This window comes from Serratia rubidaea, from assembly GCF_016026735.1.
In the GTDB taxonomy this organism is placed as follows: domain Bacteria; phylum Pseudomonadota; class Gammaproteobacteria; order Enterobacterales; family Enterobacteriaceae; genus Serratia_B; species Serratia_B rubidaea.
On the sequence record NZ_CP065640.1, the window covers coordinates 4,149,593 to 4,164,454 of the forward strand.

General features: G+C 60.2%; 13 protein-coding genes, 1 pseudogene and 1 other annotated feature. Of the genes and pseudogenes, 10 read left to right on the plus strand and 4 right to left on the minus strand.

The annotated features are described in order from the left end of the window. Positions 1-23 precede the first annotated feature (23 nt). Positions 24-899: an RNase RNM gene (rnm, locus tag I6G83_RS19490; RefSeq protein ID WP_054307371.1), complete on the minus strand. Its 876-nt coding sequence runs from the start codon at positions 897-899 to the stop codon at positions 24-26. 248 nt (positions 900-1,147) lie between these two features. Further along, positions 1,148-1,250, plus strand: a sequence feature (Trp leader region). Between the two features lie 28 nt (positions 1,251-1,278). On the opposite strand from rnm, the gene I6G83_RS19495 reads away from it, so the two are divergent. From I6G83_RS19495 to I6G83_RS19525, 6 genes and pseudogenes are all read left to right on the plus strand, one after another. Then, complete coding sequence (locus tag I6G83_RS19495; protein ID WP_054307372.1) at positions 1,279-2,835, plus strand: anthranilate synthase component 1; 1,557 nt, start codon at positions 1,279-1,281, stop codon at positions 2,833-2,835. Beyond that, positions 2,835-4,432, plus strand: a pseudogene (trpD, locus tag I6G83_RS23600) (bifunctional anthranilate synthase glutamate amidotransferase component TrpG/anthranilate phosphoribosyltransferase TrpD). The gene I6G83_RS19495 and the pseudogene trpD overlap by 1 nt, the downstream one beginning before the upstream one ends. Before the next feature lie 3 nt (positions 4,433-4,435). Next, positions 4,436-5,797: a bifunctional indole-3-glycerol-phosphate synthase TrpC/phosphoribosylanthranilate isomerase TrpF gene (gene trpCF, locus I6G83_RS19510; protein WP_171020793.1), complete on the plus strand. Its 1,362-nt coding sequence runs from the start codon at positions 4,436-4,438 to the stop codon at positions 5,795-5,797. A 45-nt stretch (positions 5,798-5,842) separates the two neighbouring features. Beyond that, entirely contained in the window at positions 5,843-7,033 is a 1,191-nt protein-coding gene (gene trpB, locus I6G83_RS19515; protein WP_015672525.1) for a tryptophan synthase subunit beta, read from the plus strand. Next, on the plus strand, positions 7,033-7,839 hold the full coding sequence (trpA, locus tag I6G83_RS19520) for a tryptophan synthase subunit alpha (RefSeq protein WP_054306612.1): 807 nt from the start codon (positions 7,033-7,035) through the stop codon (positions 7,837-7,839). Before trpB ends, trpA begins: the two co-directional genes overlap by 1 nt. 169 nt (positions 7,840-8,008) lie before the next feature. Beyond that, entirely contained in the window at positions 8,009-8,323 is a 315-nt protein-coding gene (locus tag I6G83_RS19525; protein ID WP_054306611.1) for a BON domain-containing protein, read from the plus strand. Between the two features lie 50 nt (positions 8,324-8,373). Here the strand turns inward: I6G83_RS19525 and ompW are convergent, their stop codons facing one another. Further along, positions 8,374-9,030 carry an outer membrane protein OmpW gene (gene ompW / locus I6G83_RS19530; RefSeq protein WP_054306615.1) on the minus strand — a complete coding sequence of 219 codons (657 nt, stop codon included), beginning with the start codon at positions 9,028-9,030 and terminating at the stop codon, positions 8,374-8,376. Between the two features lie 288 nt (positions 9,031-9,318). On the opposite strand from ompW, the gene I6G83_RS19535 reads away from it, so the two are divergent. The 4 genes from I6G83_RS19535 to yciA all read left to right on the plus strand — a co-directional run bounded on the left by I6G83_RS19535 (position 9,319) and on the right by yciA (position 11,922). Further along, entirely contained in the window at positions 9,319-9,759 is a 441-nt protein-coding gene (locus I6G83_RS19535) for a YkgJ family cysteine cluster protein (RefSeq protein ID WP_054306614.1), read from the plus strand. A gap of 31 nt (positions 9,760-9,790) precedes the next feature. After that, positions 9,791-10,543 carry a YciC family protein gene (locus I6G83_RS19540; protein WP_054306610.1) on the plus strand — a complete coding sequence of 251 codons (753 nt, stop codon included), beginning with the start codon at positions 9,791-9,793 and terminating at the stop codon, positions 10,541-10,543. A 328-nt stretch (positions 10,544-10,871) separates the two neighbouring features. Further along, entirely contained in the window at positions 10,872-11,411 is a 540-nt protein-coding gene (locus I6G83_RS19545; protein ID WP_015672531.1) for a septation protein A, read from the plus strand. A 76-nt stretch (positions 11,412-11,487) separates the two neighbouring features. Further along, positions 11,488-11,922 (plus strand): acyl-CoA thioester hydrolase YciA, encoded by a 435-nt coding sequence (gene yciA, locus I6G83_RS19550; protein WP_054306609.1) that lies wholly within the window; start codon positions 11,488-11,490, stop codon positions 11,920-11,922. 70 nt (positions 11,923-11,992) lie between these two features. Here the strand turns inward: yciA and tonB are convergent, their stop codons facing one another. Further along, positions 11,993-12,745 (minus strand): TonB system transport protein TonB, encoded by a 753-nt coding sequence (gene tonB / locus I6G83_RS19555; protein ID WP_015672533.1) that lies wholly within the window; start codon positions 12,743-12,745, stop codon positions 11,993-11,995. A 290-nt stretch (positions 12,746-13,035) separates the two neighbouring features. Then, a complete protein-coding gene (locus I6G83_RS19560) occupies positions 13,036-14,712 on the minus strand; it encodes a 2-isopropylmalate synthase (protein ID WP_054306608.1) in 1,677 nt (558 codons plus the stop codon). Positions 14,713-14,862 lie beyond the last annotated feature (150 nt).

The window sequence follows — 14,862 nt, forward strand, 5'->3', positions numbered from 1 at the left end:
GCCTGATGCGTCAGGCTAACCAATCATTGCCGCGCCGGCGGCCAGTCGCGCCACACCGGCTCAACGCCGGCGGGCAACCACAGCTTGCGCCCCAGTTCAATCCACGAGCAGGGCTGGTGAAAATCCGAGCCCTGCGACGCCAACAGCTGAAAATCCCGGGCGTACTGCGCCAGCTGCGTGCGTTCGTTCGGCGCCTGCTGACACTGTGCGACCTCCATCGCATCCCCACCGTGCTCGGCAAAATACGCCAGCAGGCGTTTTAGCCATTTCGCCGTTAAATCATAACGGCCGGGGTGGGCGACCACCGCCTGTCCGCCGGATTGATGAATCACATCAATAGCTTGTTCTATTGTACACCACCGTGGCGGAACGTAGCCGGTTTTCCCCTTGGCCAGATATTTTTTAAACACCTGGCCGATATTGTCAGCGGCGCCGACCTCCACCAGATAGCGGGCAAAGTGTCCGCGCGTCACCGCCCCGCCGTCGGCCAGCCGCTGCGCGCCTTCGAAGGCGCCGTCAATACGCGCCTTGGCCAGACGTACGCCGATCTCCTGCGCGCGCTGCTGGCGCCGTGCAATCTGCTCAGCCAACAGCTGCACCATCGCCGGATGCGCCGGATCGATGCCCAGACCGACGATATGGATCTCGTGATTTTCCCACAGGGTGGAGATCTCCACGCCGTTGACCAGCTGCAGCGGCAGCGCATGCTGCGCAATGGCCGCCGCAGCCGCCGCCAGCCCGTCGGTGGTGTCGTGGTCGGTAATCGCCAGTACCCCGACGCGCATCTCCGCCGCCCGCTGCACCAGCTGCGCTGGCGTACAGGAACCGTCTGAGGCGGTGGTATGGCTATGAAGATCGTACAGAGTAAAGGCGGAGGATGGCGATGTGCTGTCAGTCAAAAGAAATATCCTGCAATGGCTTAGCTTTTTATCATAACCGCTAATGCCACCCGGACGGAAATCTATTCTCCGGCCCCGGCGGTGCGGTTGGCTGAAAACAATTCACCACACGGATAAAAACATTCCCCGTTAAAAGGGGTTGACATCGCCACCACGAACCAGTTAACTAGTACACAAGTTCACGGCAATCCCCGTGTTGGATGATAATTAGCGAGAATACGACAATGAACAAACCGCAGCTCTCTCTTCTTCGTTGGTGGCGTACCTCCCTTTCGCGGGCGGTGTAATCACGCATACCTGTCATCCGACAATGCAGATTCTCCAGGCCCGCCGTTATGCGGGCTTTTTTTTGGACAAGATTTAACGGGAAGTACAGTCAATGAGCAAACCACAACTGACATTACTTAAGGCGCAGGCCAGCTACCGGGGCGACCCCACCACCCTGTTCCACCAGCTGTGCGGCGCCCGGCCGGCCACGCTGCTGCTGGAGTCGGCGGAAATTGAAAGCAAACAGGATCTGCAGAGCCTGCTGGTGATCGACAGCGCGCTGCGCATTACCGCGCTGGGGCGCCAGGTCAGCCTGCAGGCGCTGACCGCCAACGGCGCCGCGCTGCTGCCGCTGCTGGATGAGGCGCTGCCGGACGAAGTGCAGATTGCGGTGCGCCCTTACGGCCGTGAACTGACTTTCCCGCCGATTGATGCGGTGCAGGATGAAGACGCGCGTCTGCGCTCGCTGTCAGTATTCGACGCGCTGCGCACGCTGCTCAAGCTGGTCGACTCTCCGGCCGACGAACGCGAGGCGATGCTGCTGGGCGGCCTGTTCGCCTACGACCTGGTGGCCGGTTTTGAAGATCTGCCGCAGCTGCGCCAGGACCAGCGCTGCCCGGACTTCTGCTTCTATCTGGCGGAAACGCTGCTGGTGCTGGATCACCAGCACAGCGTCGCCCGCCTGCAGGCCAGCGTATTCACCGGCGACGATGCCGAGCAGCTGCGTCTGCAACAGCGTCTGCAACAGGTACAACAGCAGCTGCAGCAAACGCCGCAGCCGATCCCGCATCAGACGCTGGAAACGATGCAGCTGAGCTGCAACCAGAGCGATGAGCAGTACGGCGCGGTGGTCAGCGAGATGCAGCAGGCGATCCGCCACGGGGAGATTTTCCAGGTGGTGCCGTCGCGCCGCTTCTCTCTGCCTTGCCCGATGCCGCTCGCCGCCTACCAGACGCTGAAGGACAACAACCCCAGCCCGTATATGTTCTATATGCAGGACAACGACTTCACGCTGTTCGGCGCCTCGCCGGAAAGCGCGCTGAAATATGACGCGAGCAACCGGCAGATTGAAATTTACCCGATTGCCGGCACCCGCCCGCGCGGCCGCAGAAAAGACGGCTCGCTGGATCGGGATCTCGACAGCCGCATTGAACTGGAGATGCGCACCGACCATAAAGAGCTGGCGGAGCACCTGATGCTGGTCGATCTGGCGCGCAACGATCTGGCGCGCATCTGCCAGGCCGGCAGCCGCTACGTGGCAGACCTGACCAAAGTGGACCGCTACTCCTTCGTGATGCACCTGGTGTCACGGGTGGTGGGTACGCTGCGTCAGGATCTGGACGTGCTGCACGCCTATCAGGCCTGCATGAATATGGGCACGCTGAGCGGTGCGCCGAAGGTGCGCGCCATGCAGCTGATTGCCGACAGTGAAGGCAGCCGCCGCGGCAGCTACGGCGGCGCGGTGGGCTACTTTACCGCCACCGGCGATCTGGATACCTGCATCGTCATTCGTTCCGCCTATGTGGAGGACGGCATCGCCACCGTGCAGGCCGGCGCCGGCGTGGTGCTTGATTCCGTTCCGCAGGCGGAAGCCGACGAAACCCGCAACAAAGCACGTGCCGTGCTGCGCGCCATCGCCACCGCGCATCATGCCAAGGAGGTGTTCTGATGGCCGATATCTTACTGCTCGACAACGTCGACTCATTTACCTACAACCTGGTGGACCAGCTGCGCGCCAGCGGTCATCAGGTGGTGATTTACCGCAACCAGATCGCCGCCGAGGTAATCATCGACCGGCTGAACCAGCTGGAACAGCCGGTGCTGATGCTGTCGCCGGGGCCTGGCGCGCCGGCCGACGCCGGCTGTATGCCGGAACTGCTGCAGCGCCTGCGCGGCCGGCTGCCGATTATCGGTATCTGTCTGGGGCATCAGGCGATCGTGGAGACCTACGGCGGCCACGTCGGTCAGGCCGGCGAGATCCTGCACGGCAAAGCCTCGGCCATTCGCCACGACGATGACGCGATGTTTGCCGGTATGGCGAACCCGCTGCCGGTCGCGCGCTACCATTCGCTGGTGGGCAGCAATATCCCCGCCGCCCTGACGGTCAACGCCCGCTTTGGCGATATGGTGATGGCGGTGCGGCACGACGCCGATCGCGTCTGCGGCTTCCAGTTTCACCCGGAATCGATCTTAACTACCGACGGCGCACGCCTGCTGGAACAAACGCTGACCTGGGCGTTGGCGCAGCCGCCGAGGGGGGCAGAATAATGCAGCCTATTCTTGAAAAACTGTACCGCGCCGAGTCGCTGAACCAGCAGGAAAGTCAGCAGTTGTTCAGCGCCATCGTGCGCGGCGAACTGGAAGCCAGCCAGCTGGCCGCCGCGTTAATCAGCATGAAGGTGCGCGGCGAGCAGCCGGCGGAAATTGCCGGCGCGGCCAAGGCGCTGCTGGCGGATGCCGAGCCGTTCCCACGCCCGGATTACCCGTTTGCCGATATCGTCGGCACCGGCGGCGACGGCACCAACAGCATCAATATCTCCACCGCCAGCGCCTTTGTCGCGGCGGCGTGCGGCGCCCGGGTGGCCAAACACGGCAACCGCAGCGTCTCCAGCCGTTCGGGATCTTCCGATCTGTTGGCGGCCTTCGGCATCCGTCTGGATCTGCCGGCCGAACAGGCGCGGCAGGCGCTGGATGATTTGGGCGTCTGTTTTCTGTTCGCCCCGCAGTACCACACCGGGTTCCGCCACGCGATGCCGGTGCGTCAGCAGCTGAAAACCCGCACGGTGTTCAACGTGCTGGGGCCGCTGATTAACCCGGCGCGGCCGCCGCTGGCGCTGATCGGCGTTTACAGCCCCGAGCTGGTGCTGCCGATCGCTGAAACGCTGCGGGTGCTGGGCTATCAGCGCGCCGCCGTGGTGCACGGCGGCGGCATGGACGAAGTGGCGATCCACACCAGCACGCAGGTGGCGGAACTGAATAACGGCGACATCACCACCTATACCCTGACGCCGGCGTCGTTCGGCCTGCCGAGCTACCCGCTGGAGGCCTTGCTGGGCGGTACGCCGGAAGAAAACCGTGACATTCTGGCGCGGTTGTTACAAGGTAAAGGCGAGCCTGCTCACGCCGCAGCAGTAGCGGCTAACGTCGCGTTACTGCTGAAATTGTTCGGACAGGAAGATCTGCGCCAAAACGCGCAGCAGGCATTAGCGATGATTGACAGCGGCCAAGCCTATGAGCGCGTGACCGCGCTGGCAGCAAGAGGATAAATGATGCAGGAAACCGTGCTCAACAAGATTGTTCGTGATAAGGCGCACTGGGTCGCAGCACGACAGCAACAGCAGCCGCTGGCCAGCTTTCAGCACCAGCTGACGCCCAGCAAACGCAGTTTTTATCATGCGCTGCAAGGCGCCAGAACGGCGTTTATTCTCGAATGCAAGAAAGCCTCGCCCTCCAAGGGGCTGATTCGGGAAGATTTTAATCCGGCGGAGATCGCCGGCGTCTATAAAGAGTACGCCTCGGCCATTTCCGTACTGACCGATGAAAAGTACTTCCAGGGCAGCTTTGACTTCCTGCCGCTGGTCAGCGGCGTCGTCAGCCAGCCGGTATTGTGCAAAGACTTTATCATCGACCCGTACCAGATTTACCTGGCGCGCCACTATCAGGCCGACGCCATCTTGCTGATGCTGTCGGTGCTCAGCGACGAGCAGTACCGCCAGCTGGCGGCCGTCGCGCACAGCCTGGAGATGGGCGTGCTGACCGAAGTGATCAGCGAGGAAGAGCTGCAGCGGGCGATTACGCTCGGCGCCAAGGTGGTCGGCATCAACAACCGCGATCTGCGCGATTTGAGCATCGACCTGAACCGCACCCGCACGCTGGCGCCGCAGGTGCCGCACGGCGTCACGGTGATCAGCGAGTCCGGCATCAATAACTACGGCCAGATCCGCGAACTCAGCCGCTTCGCCAACGGTTTTCTGATCGGCAGCGCGCTGATGTCTGAGCCGGATCTGCACACGGCGGTGCGCCGCGTGATCCTCGGCGACAATAAAGTCTGCGGCCTGACCCGCCCGCAGGACGCCGCGGCGGCCTATCAGGCCGGCGCCAACTATGGCGGGCTGATTTTTGTCGGCCGCTCACCGCGCTATGTGGACATCAGCCGCGCGCGCGAAGTGATCGCCGGCGCGCCGCTGAAATACGTCGGCGTATTCTGCGACGCGCAGGTCGACACCGTGGCGCAGACCGTTGAACGCCTGGGCCTGCGCGCCGTACAGCTGCACGGCGCCGAAGATCAGGACTATATCAGCGCCCTGCGCGCACGCCTGCCCGCCGGCTGCCAGATCTGGAAAGCGCTGAGCGTCAAAACGCAGGTGCCGGCGCGTAATCTGCAGCATGTTGACCGTTATCTGCTGGATAACGGCGCCGGCGGCACCGGCCAGCGCTTCGACTGGAGCGTACTGCACGGCGAAACGCTGGATAACGTGCTGCTGGCCGGCGGCCTGAGCGCCGACAACTGTATCGAAGCCGCACAGCTCGGCTGCGCCGGTCTGGATTTCAATTCCGGGGTAGAGAGCGAACCCGGCATCAAAGACGCACAGCGCCTGAGCGCCGTCTTCCAGACTCTGCGCGCATATTGAACGGCAGACATTTTTAACGAATTAACGCATAGGACGGGAAACCCCATGACGCTGCTTAACCCTTACTTTGGTGAATTTGGCGGAATGTACGTGCCGCAAATTCTGATGCCGGCTTTGATCCAACTGGAAGAAGCCTTTGTCAGCGCCCAGCGCGATCCAGAGTTTCAGGCCGAATTTATCGACCTGCTGAAAAACTACGCCGGGCGCCCTACCGCACTGACGCTGTGTAAAAACCTGACCGCCGGCACTAACACCAAGCTGTATCTGAAACGTGAAGACCTGCTGCACGGCGGCGCCCACAAAACCAACCAGGTGCTGGGACAGGCGCTACTGGCGAAACGCATGGGCAAGACCGAAATTATCGCCGAAACCGGCGCCGGCCAGCACGGCGTGGCGTCGGCGCTGGCCAGCGCGCTGCTGGGGCTGAAGTGCCGGGTTTATATGGGCGCCAAAGACGTTGAGCGCCAGTCGCCGAACGTCTTCCGCATGCGGCTGATGGGCGCCGAGGTGATCCCGGTGCACAGCGGCTCCGCCACGCTGAAAGACGCCTGCAACGAAGCGCTGCGCGACTGGTCCGCCAGCTATGATAAGGCGCACTATATGTTAGGCACCGCCGCCGGCCCGCATCCCTACCCGACCATCGTCCGCGAATTCCAGCGCATGATCGGCGAAGAAACCAAGGCCCAGGTGCAGGAGCGCGAAGGTCGCCTGCCGGATGCGGTATTGGCCTGCGTCGGCGGCGGCTCCAACGCCATCGGCATGTTCGCTGATTTTATCGATGAAACCAGCGTCAAACTGATCGGTGTCGAGCCTGCCGGGCTGGGTATCGAAACCGGCCAGCACGGCGCACCGCTGAAACACGGCCACGTCGGCATCTACTTTGGCATGAAGTCGCCGATGATGCAGACCGCGGAAGGCCAGATCGAAGAGTCCTATTCGATCTCCGCCGGGCTGGACTTCCCGTCCGTCGGGCCGCAGCACGCCCATCTGAACAGCATCGGCCGGGCGGACTATGTCTCCGTCACCGATGACGAAGCGCTGGAGGCCTTTAAGGCGCTCTCGCGCCACGAAGGCATCATTCCGGCGCTGGAGTCCTCCCACGCGTTGGCGCACGCCTTGAAAATGATCCGTGAAACGCCGCAGAAAGAGCAAATTCTGGTGGTGAACCTGTCCGGCCGCGGAGATAAAGACATATTTACCGTTCACGATATTCTGAAAGCACGGGGAGAAATGTGATGGAACGTTATCAGCAACTGTTCAAACGCCTGGCGAGCCGGCAGGAAGGCGCCTTCGTGCCGTTTGTCACGCTGGGCGACCCCAACCCGACGCTGTCGCTGCAGATTATCGATACGCTGATTGAAAATGGCGCGGATGCGCTGGAGCTGGGCATCCCCTTCTCCGATCCGCTGGCTGACGGCCCGACGATTCAGAACGCCACGCTGCGCGCCTTTGCTGCCGGCGTGACGCCAAGCCAGTGCTTTGAGATGCTGGCGGCCATCCGCCAGAAGCATCCCGATATCCCTATCGGCCTGCTGATGTACGCCAATCTGGTGTTCCATAAGGGCATTGATAATTTCTATCAGCGTTGCGCCGACGTCGGCGTGGATTCGGTGCTGGTGGCCGACGTGCCGTTTGAAGAGTCCGCGCCGTTCCGCGCCGCCGCGCTGCGTCACGATATTGCGCCGATCTTTATTTGCCCGCCGAACGCCAATGACGATCTGCTGCGGGAGATTTCGTCGCACGGCCGCGGTTACACCTATCTGCTGTCCCGCGCCGGGGTTACCGGCACCGAAAGCCGCGCCCAGCAGCCGCTGAACCACCTGATCAATACGCTGCGTGAATACCATGCCGCACCTGCGCTGCAAGGTTTTGGTATTTCGGAGCCGTCTCAGGTGCGTGACGCGTTGCAGGCCGGCGCCGCCGGGGCGATTTCCGGCTCCGCCATCGTGAAAATCATTGAACAGCATCAGCAACAGCCGGCAGAGATGCTTGCCAAGCTGGGCAAGTTCGTCAGTGAGATGAAAGCCGCCACCCGCGGCTAAGCCCTGGCTTTACCGGGTGCGCCCCACGCGCCCGGTATTTAAGAATATCCTCACTATATTTCCCGTTATCTGATTGACTAATCCGCCCGTTGTTTCACACTTGTGATGTCTGCGCCCGCAGACCAAGGTAATCTGTGGTTAAAAAAATAACATGGCATGGAGAGTAACTATGAAGCTATTTAAAACCCTTGCAGCTCTGTGTATGGCCGGCGTCATGGCGCTGGCGGTAACGGCCTGCGCGCCGACGGCGAAATCAGAAGGAACGGGCGGCTATATTGACGACACGGTCATCACCACCAAGGTGAAGTCGGCGCTGCTGGCGGATAAAAATATCAAATCGCGGGAAATCAGCGTGGAAACCTTTAAAGGGCGCGTACAGCTAAGCGGTTTTGTCAGCTCCAGCGCAGACGCCAACCGTGCGGTGCAGGTTACCCGCGGCGTCGCCGGCGTGAAGTCGGTAGAAAACGTGATGCAGTTGAAGTAAACGCTAAGGAGGCGCTGCAGGGCGCCTCCCCATCAGACATCGGTTCCGGCTTAGAAACGGTAGCCGGCGCCGAACATAAACACCCAAGGATCCAGGCGCGTATCAATGCTGTGATTGCCGCCGGCCGCATCGTTAAAGCGCACTTTGGTTTCGATGTTCATCCACCACACTGACATGTTCAGCATCCAGTGCTCATCCAGGTTATAGTCCAGACCGGCCTGCGCGGCGACGCCCCAGGAGTCTTTCAGGCTCAGGTTGCTCAGCCCGGTGTCCTTGCCTTTCTGATTGAATTTTTCATCAAAGAAGGTGGTGTAGTTGACGCCCACGCCCATGTAAGGACGCAGTTTGTCCTGGCGATCGCCAAAGTAATATTGCGCCATCAGCGTCGGCGGCAGGTGATGCACCGTCGCGATATCGCCGCTGACCGCCTGGCCGCTGAGCGACACCTTATGACGGAACGGAGTTGCCGCCAGTAATTCAACGCCGATATTGTCCGTCACCATATAGCCGAAAGTCAGCCCGAGCTGGGTATTGTTGCTGGCGCTGAACGACCCCTGTCCCAGCACATCATCCGAACCGGTGGTCGGACGCACCGTCGCTGCGCCGGCGCGCAGCAGGAAATCCCCGGCCTGATGCGCACTTGCCGCCATTGGCACCATTGGCGCAACCATCGCCGCCAATACCACTGCTAAAGTAGTTTTCTTCATCATCATCCATTCCATATGTGTGGTTTCTAGCCCTGCCGAATATACCTATTACAAGGTATTTTTGATCGCATGGAGATCACATCTTATGTGTAAAAATATTAATTCGCACAAAAATCAGGGTTAGCTAAGCGATTAATAAATCAAGAATTGATCTAAATCAAAAAAGCCTATTTGTTGCGAAAAATGTAAACACGTGAAATTTCAGTTGCGGAAATAGGTGGCGCTGAGTAATTTTTTCGCTCCCTGTTGGTTTTGGTTGGTGGCCGTTAGGAGATGGTGGCAATCAAGATGAGCGAAATTCTCAATCCCTGTGTAAGTTGTGGCGCGTGCTGCGCCTATTTCCGCGTGTCGTTTTATTGGGCTGAAGGCGATGACGGCGGCGGCGTAGTGCCAAGCGCGCTTACCGAGCCGTTAACCCCGTTCCTGCGCTGTATGCAGGGGACCAACAGCAAGTCCCCGCGCTGCACTGCGCTCGACGGTGAAATCGGCCGGGCCGTATCCTGTTCGATCTACCTGAACCGGCCGACGCCGTGCCGCGAGTTTGACGCCTCCGGCGAAAACGGCCTGCGTAATGAGGCCTGCGACCGCGCGCGCGAACGCTACGGCCTGCCGCCGCTGCCCGTTGCCCTGCCGCTTACGCTGCCGGAGACGATAATCGCTGAAGAAATCAGCGCCATAGCGCTTGCGGGGTGCCACAGCGAGCCGGAACAAGGTACAATCCACCACTGATTATCTCTGTTCCCGACGCCAAGGAGTCTGCATGTCTATCACGGCTAACACTGTGTACCGTGACAGTTTTAACTTTTTCCGCAACCAGCTGGCCACCATCCTGCTGCTGTCGCTGCTGACCGCGTTTATTTCGATACTGCTCGATCAGGCCTTCCAGCCCGATGCCGAGCAGCTCAAGATACTGGACGCCGCGTTTTCAGAGCTCTCCTCATCCGCCGGGATGGGGCTGCAGGAGTTTGTGGCGCAGATGACCCCGGAACAGCAAGTGGTGATGCTGAAGAAATCAGCGGCCGCCACCTTTGCCGCACTGGTGGGGAATCTGCTGTTGGTCGGCGGTATGCTGACGCTGATCCGCCTGGTTTCTCAGGGTCAGCCGGTCAGCGCGCTGCGGGCGATTGGCGCTTCCGCGCCGGAGCTGCCGCGCCTGCTGCTGCTGCTGTTTATCTGCACCCTGCTGATTCAGCTCGGCCTGACGCTGTTTGTCGTGCCCGGGGTGATTATCGCCATCGCCTTTTCGCTGGCGCCGGTGATCTGCTCTGCGGATAAGCAAGGCGTGTTCGCCTCACTGCGTCAGAGCGCCAAGCTGGCCTTTGCCAACGCCCGGCTGATCGTACCGGCCATGATGCTGTGGCTGGCGGCCAAGCTGCTGGTGTTGCTGCTGGTCAGCCACCTCTCGGCGCTGGCGCCAAGCGTCGCCGGCGTGGTGCTGACCGCGTTGAGCAACCTGGTGACCGCGTTGCTGCTGGTGTACCTGTTCCGTCTGTATATGCTGTTGCGCCACTGATCGGCGCGCCAGCAAACAATCAGGGCACGCTTCGGCGTGCCCTTTTATTTTCCCGGTTCGTCGCGTGCCAATCTGTGACGGTGTCACTCAATGACTCCCCGCTTATTCGGCCGCGCTGGCGCTGACCGCTTTCCATGGTAAATTATTAACGGACGCTATTGCGTCGGGTGGGTAACATGGCCGGAACGCACGTTGGTAATGTTATGCAAATTCTTGCCCGGATAGCGGAAATCCGCGGACAAAACGCCGATAATCAGCAACCTCCGGCGGTACACAGATCCGGCCGAATCCGGTATAGTCGGCCGACGAACAGATGATGGATTGATTTATGAAGCAGTTTCTTGATTTTCTCCCGTTAATTGTCTTTTTTGCGTTTTATAAGCTCTACGATATTTACGTCGCTTCCGGCGCGCTGATCGTGGCGACCGCGCTGGCGTTGGTGTTCACCTGGGTGAAATACCGCAAGGTAGAAAAAATGACGCTGATCACTTTCCTGATGGTGGCGGTCTTCGGCACGCTGACGCTGGTGTTCCACAGCGATCTGTTTATCAAATGGAAAGTCACGGTGATTTACGCGCTGTTCGCCATCGCGCTGCTGGTCAGCCAGCTGGTGCTGAAAAAACCGCTGATCCAGCGGATGCTGGGTAAAGAGCTGACGCTGCCGGATCGCATCTGGAGCAATCTCAATCTGGCCTGGGCGCTGTTCTTCCTCGCCTGCGGGCTGGCCAATATATACGTCGCCTTCTGGCTGCCGCAGAGCGTATGGGTCAACTTTAAAGTCTTTGGCCTGACCGCGCTGACGCTGGTGTTCACCCTGCTGAGCGGCGTCTATATTTATAAGCATATGCCGGAAGAGCAGAAAAAATAGTTACAAAATTGTTAATGCCCGCGGCGACAACTGCGGGCAGTATAATGTGATCCAATTCTCAAAAAAATAAACGACTATGACACAACAACAACAACGACCATTACCCAGCGGGGAGCTGGTGCTCCGTACGCTGGCCATGCCGGCGGATACTAACGCCAACGGTGATATTTTTGGCGGCTGGCTGATGTCGCAGATGGATATCGGCGGCGCGATTCAGGCCAAAGAGATCGCCGAAGGCCGCGTCGTAACGGTGCGCGTCGACGGCATGACGTTTCTTAAGCCGGTCGCCGTCGGCGATGTGGTGTGCTGCTATGCCCACTGTATCCGTACCGGGCGCAGCTCGATTACCATCAATGTTGAAGTGTGGGTGAAGAAGGTGTCCACCTCACCGATTGGCCAACGCTATCGCGCCACCGAGGCGCTGTTTACCTATGTGGCGGTGGATGATGAAGGCAACCCGCGCGCGCTGCCGGACGGCAAGATGAACTTTCGCGTCGGTTTTGAAGAGTAAGCCGCAGCAACTGCAGAAACAACAAGGGTCGCTCTAGAGCGACCCTTATTCTTTGCCGGCGCGTCCGCTATCAATTCAGCGAGGCGGTGCCGTCCAGCTTGAACTGAATATTAACGATACGGTCTTTCGCGGCTTTTGGCTCATAGCGCCACTTACGCATCGCCTGCTTCACCTCGCGCTCAAACATATTGCGCGGCTGGGCCGACAAAATGCGTACGTTGCTGATGCGGCCATCGCTGTCGACGTCGAACTGCACCCTGACCTTGCCTTCAATCTGCAGCGCCTGGGCGCGCGGCGGGTATGACGGCGCAACGCGGCTGAGCGGCTTCGGCCCGGTATCGGTTGAATGCCCCTGCACCGGCGCGGACGGCGCCTGCTTCACCGGCGCTTTATCGACCGGCTTGGACGGCGCATCATTTTCAAACGGCGAAGGCTGACGCGGCTCGACTTTTTTCGGTTCGCGCTTAACCGTTTTTTCCACCTTCGGCTTAGGTTTTGGCTTAGGCTTCGGTTTCGGCTTCACCGGCTCCGGCTTGGGAATCGCTTTTGGCACCGGCGGCGGTTCCGGGATCGGTTCTGGCTCCGGTTCCGGCTCCACCTGCGGCTCGGGTTCCGGCTCGGCGGGCGCCGGCGGCGGCGGTTCCGCCAGCGCGGCGGTATTGACCATCATGACGCTGATCGGCGCATCCTCAGGTTTAGGCGGCATCACCACTTCCTTAACGGAAGCATAGAGTAAAGCGGCCACCAGGGCGCTGTGTAAGCCAACGGAGAGGACAATCGGCACTGACAAACGGCGAATTGGGAACATCTTTTTTAGCAGCATAATGGTTCAGTTTCCTCTGATTCGCCAAGTTTAAATGCAAATAGCAATCATATTCAATAACGAACGGCAAACTATCGCTGTAATCGGCATGATTCGCCTCTTCCGCCGCCAAAAACGCCAAACGCTTAACCCGCCGTTAGCCTTTCTGTGCCGCCGTTACACGTTTTTTTAACCTGTTGTTCTCCTGTCGGGCACAAAAAAGCCCTGCGTATCAATCACGCAAGGCTTGAGACGCTATGCAAGCACGATGTTTACCGTATGCAAATAGATGCCACGCGATGGGAGGCCAGTCAGTCAGCCGCGTCATCCATCGTCGAGAACCTGGCCGCCGCGCTCAACACCGCCAGTACCGAAGCCGTTACTATGTTCGCGTGCCGGCCCACGCCAAAACGCGAGCCTGGCACGCCGGGCATCGCCGCCTCCACAATCGCCAGCGCCGTCGCATCGGCCCCCGCGCCCAGACTGCGCTCTTCATAACTGTCGATGCGTAACGACTGGCCCAACGCCGCCACCGTCGCGGCAATCGGGCCGTTGCCTATCCCCTCGACGCTCCTGATGTCGCCATCCGCATCCGCCATCTCCAGCGTGATGCCCTGCCCGTGCGCATGTTCGAACAGGCGATGGCCGCGATAGGTGAAGCCTGAGCGTTCCCGCAGCGGGCTCAGGTAAGTGCGTTCGAACAGCGCCCAAATTTGCTCACTGGTCAGCTCCGTTTCGCTGGCGTCGGCCAAGGCCTGGACGATAGCGCTGAACTCCACCTGCATGCGACGCGGCATGGTGATACCGTGGTCGCGCTGCAGTAAAAACGCGATACCGCCCTTTCCTGACTGGCTATTGACGCGCACGATGCTGTCATAGGTGCGGCCCAGGTCTTTGGGGTCAATCGGCAGATAAGGCACGCGCCAAAGCGCATCGTCCTTTTGCGCGCTCAGCCCTTTGGCGATAGCATCCTGATGCGAGCCGGAGAACGCCGTAAATACCAGATCGCCGACATACGGATGTCGCGGGTGAATAGGCAGCGCGGTACACTCCTCCGCCACGCGGGCAATCGCCGCGATGTCGGAAAAATCCAACCCAGGTGCGATGCCTTGCGTATACAGATTCAGCGCCAGCGTCACCACATCGACGTTGCCACTGCGCTCGCCATTGCCAAACAGGCAACCTTCAACCCGTTGCGCGCCGGCCAGCATCGCCAGTTCTGCGCAGGCCACGCCGGTTCCCCGGTCATTGTGCGGATGTACGGACAGCACGAGGTGCTCGCGCCGCTCCAGCCGCCGGTGCATCCATTCAATCTGGTCGGCGAAGACGTTGGGCGTAGCGACTTCGACCGTGGTCGGCAGGTTGACAATCATCGGCCGCTGCGGCCCGGCATCCCAGGCGCGAATGGCGGCATTGCAGACAGCCAGTGAAACATCCAGCTCGGCCATGCAGAACGTTTCAGGCGAGTATTGCAAGACCCATTCGGTTTCCGGGTGGGCGGCCGTCAGTTGCCTGAACAGCGCAATGTGGCGTTCTACCATGTCGATAATCTGCGGCACGCTCATGCCGAACACAATCTCGCGCCAGGCGGGAGCGATGGCATTGTAGAAATGCACAATCACCCGCCGTGCGCCTGCCACGCTGCGCACCGTCTCTGCGATCAGATCGTCACGCAGCTGCGTCATCACCATCGGGGTAACGTCGGCGGGAATCTGGTCTGCGTCAATCAGATGGCGCACAATCTCGAAATCAGTGCGCGAAGCGGCGGGGAAACCCACTTCAATCTCTTTGAAGCCGATTTGCACCAGTTTATGGAACAGGCGCAGCTTGCGCTCGCGATTCATCGGTTCGAACAGCGCCTGGTTGCCGTCGCGCAAATCGGTGGACAGCCAGATCGGGGCCTGCGTCAGGCTGCGTGATGGCCATTGGCGATCGGCCACGGCGATCGGTGTGAGGGGGCGATATTTCTGGGAAGGATCGGTCAGCATAAAAACACTCCAGGGGAATTGTTTGCATCCAATTCCCCTGGCTCGGAACAAGCTGACGGTGGTCGGGGTCAGGGGGAATCAGGATGGGTCATAGCGCGAACGGGCGCGCGCAGACCCCGACCGGGAGCCAGAGTTAGTAGCCGTTGCAAA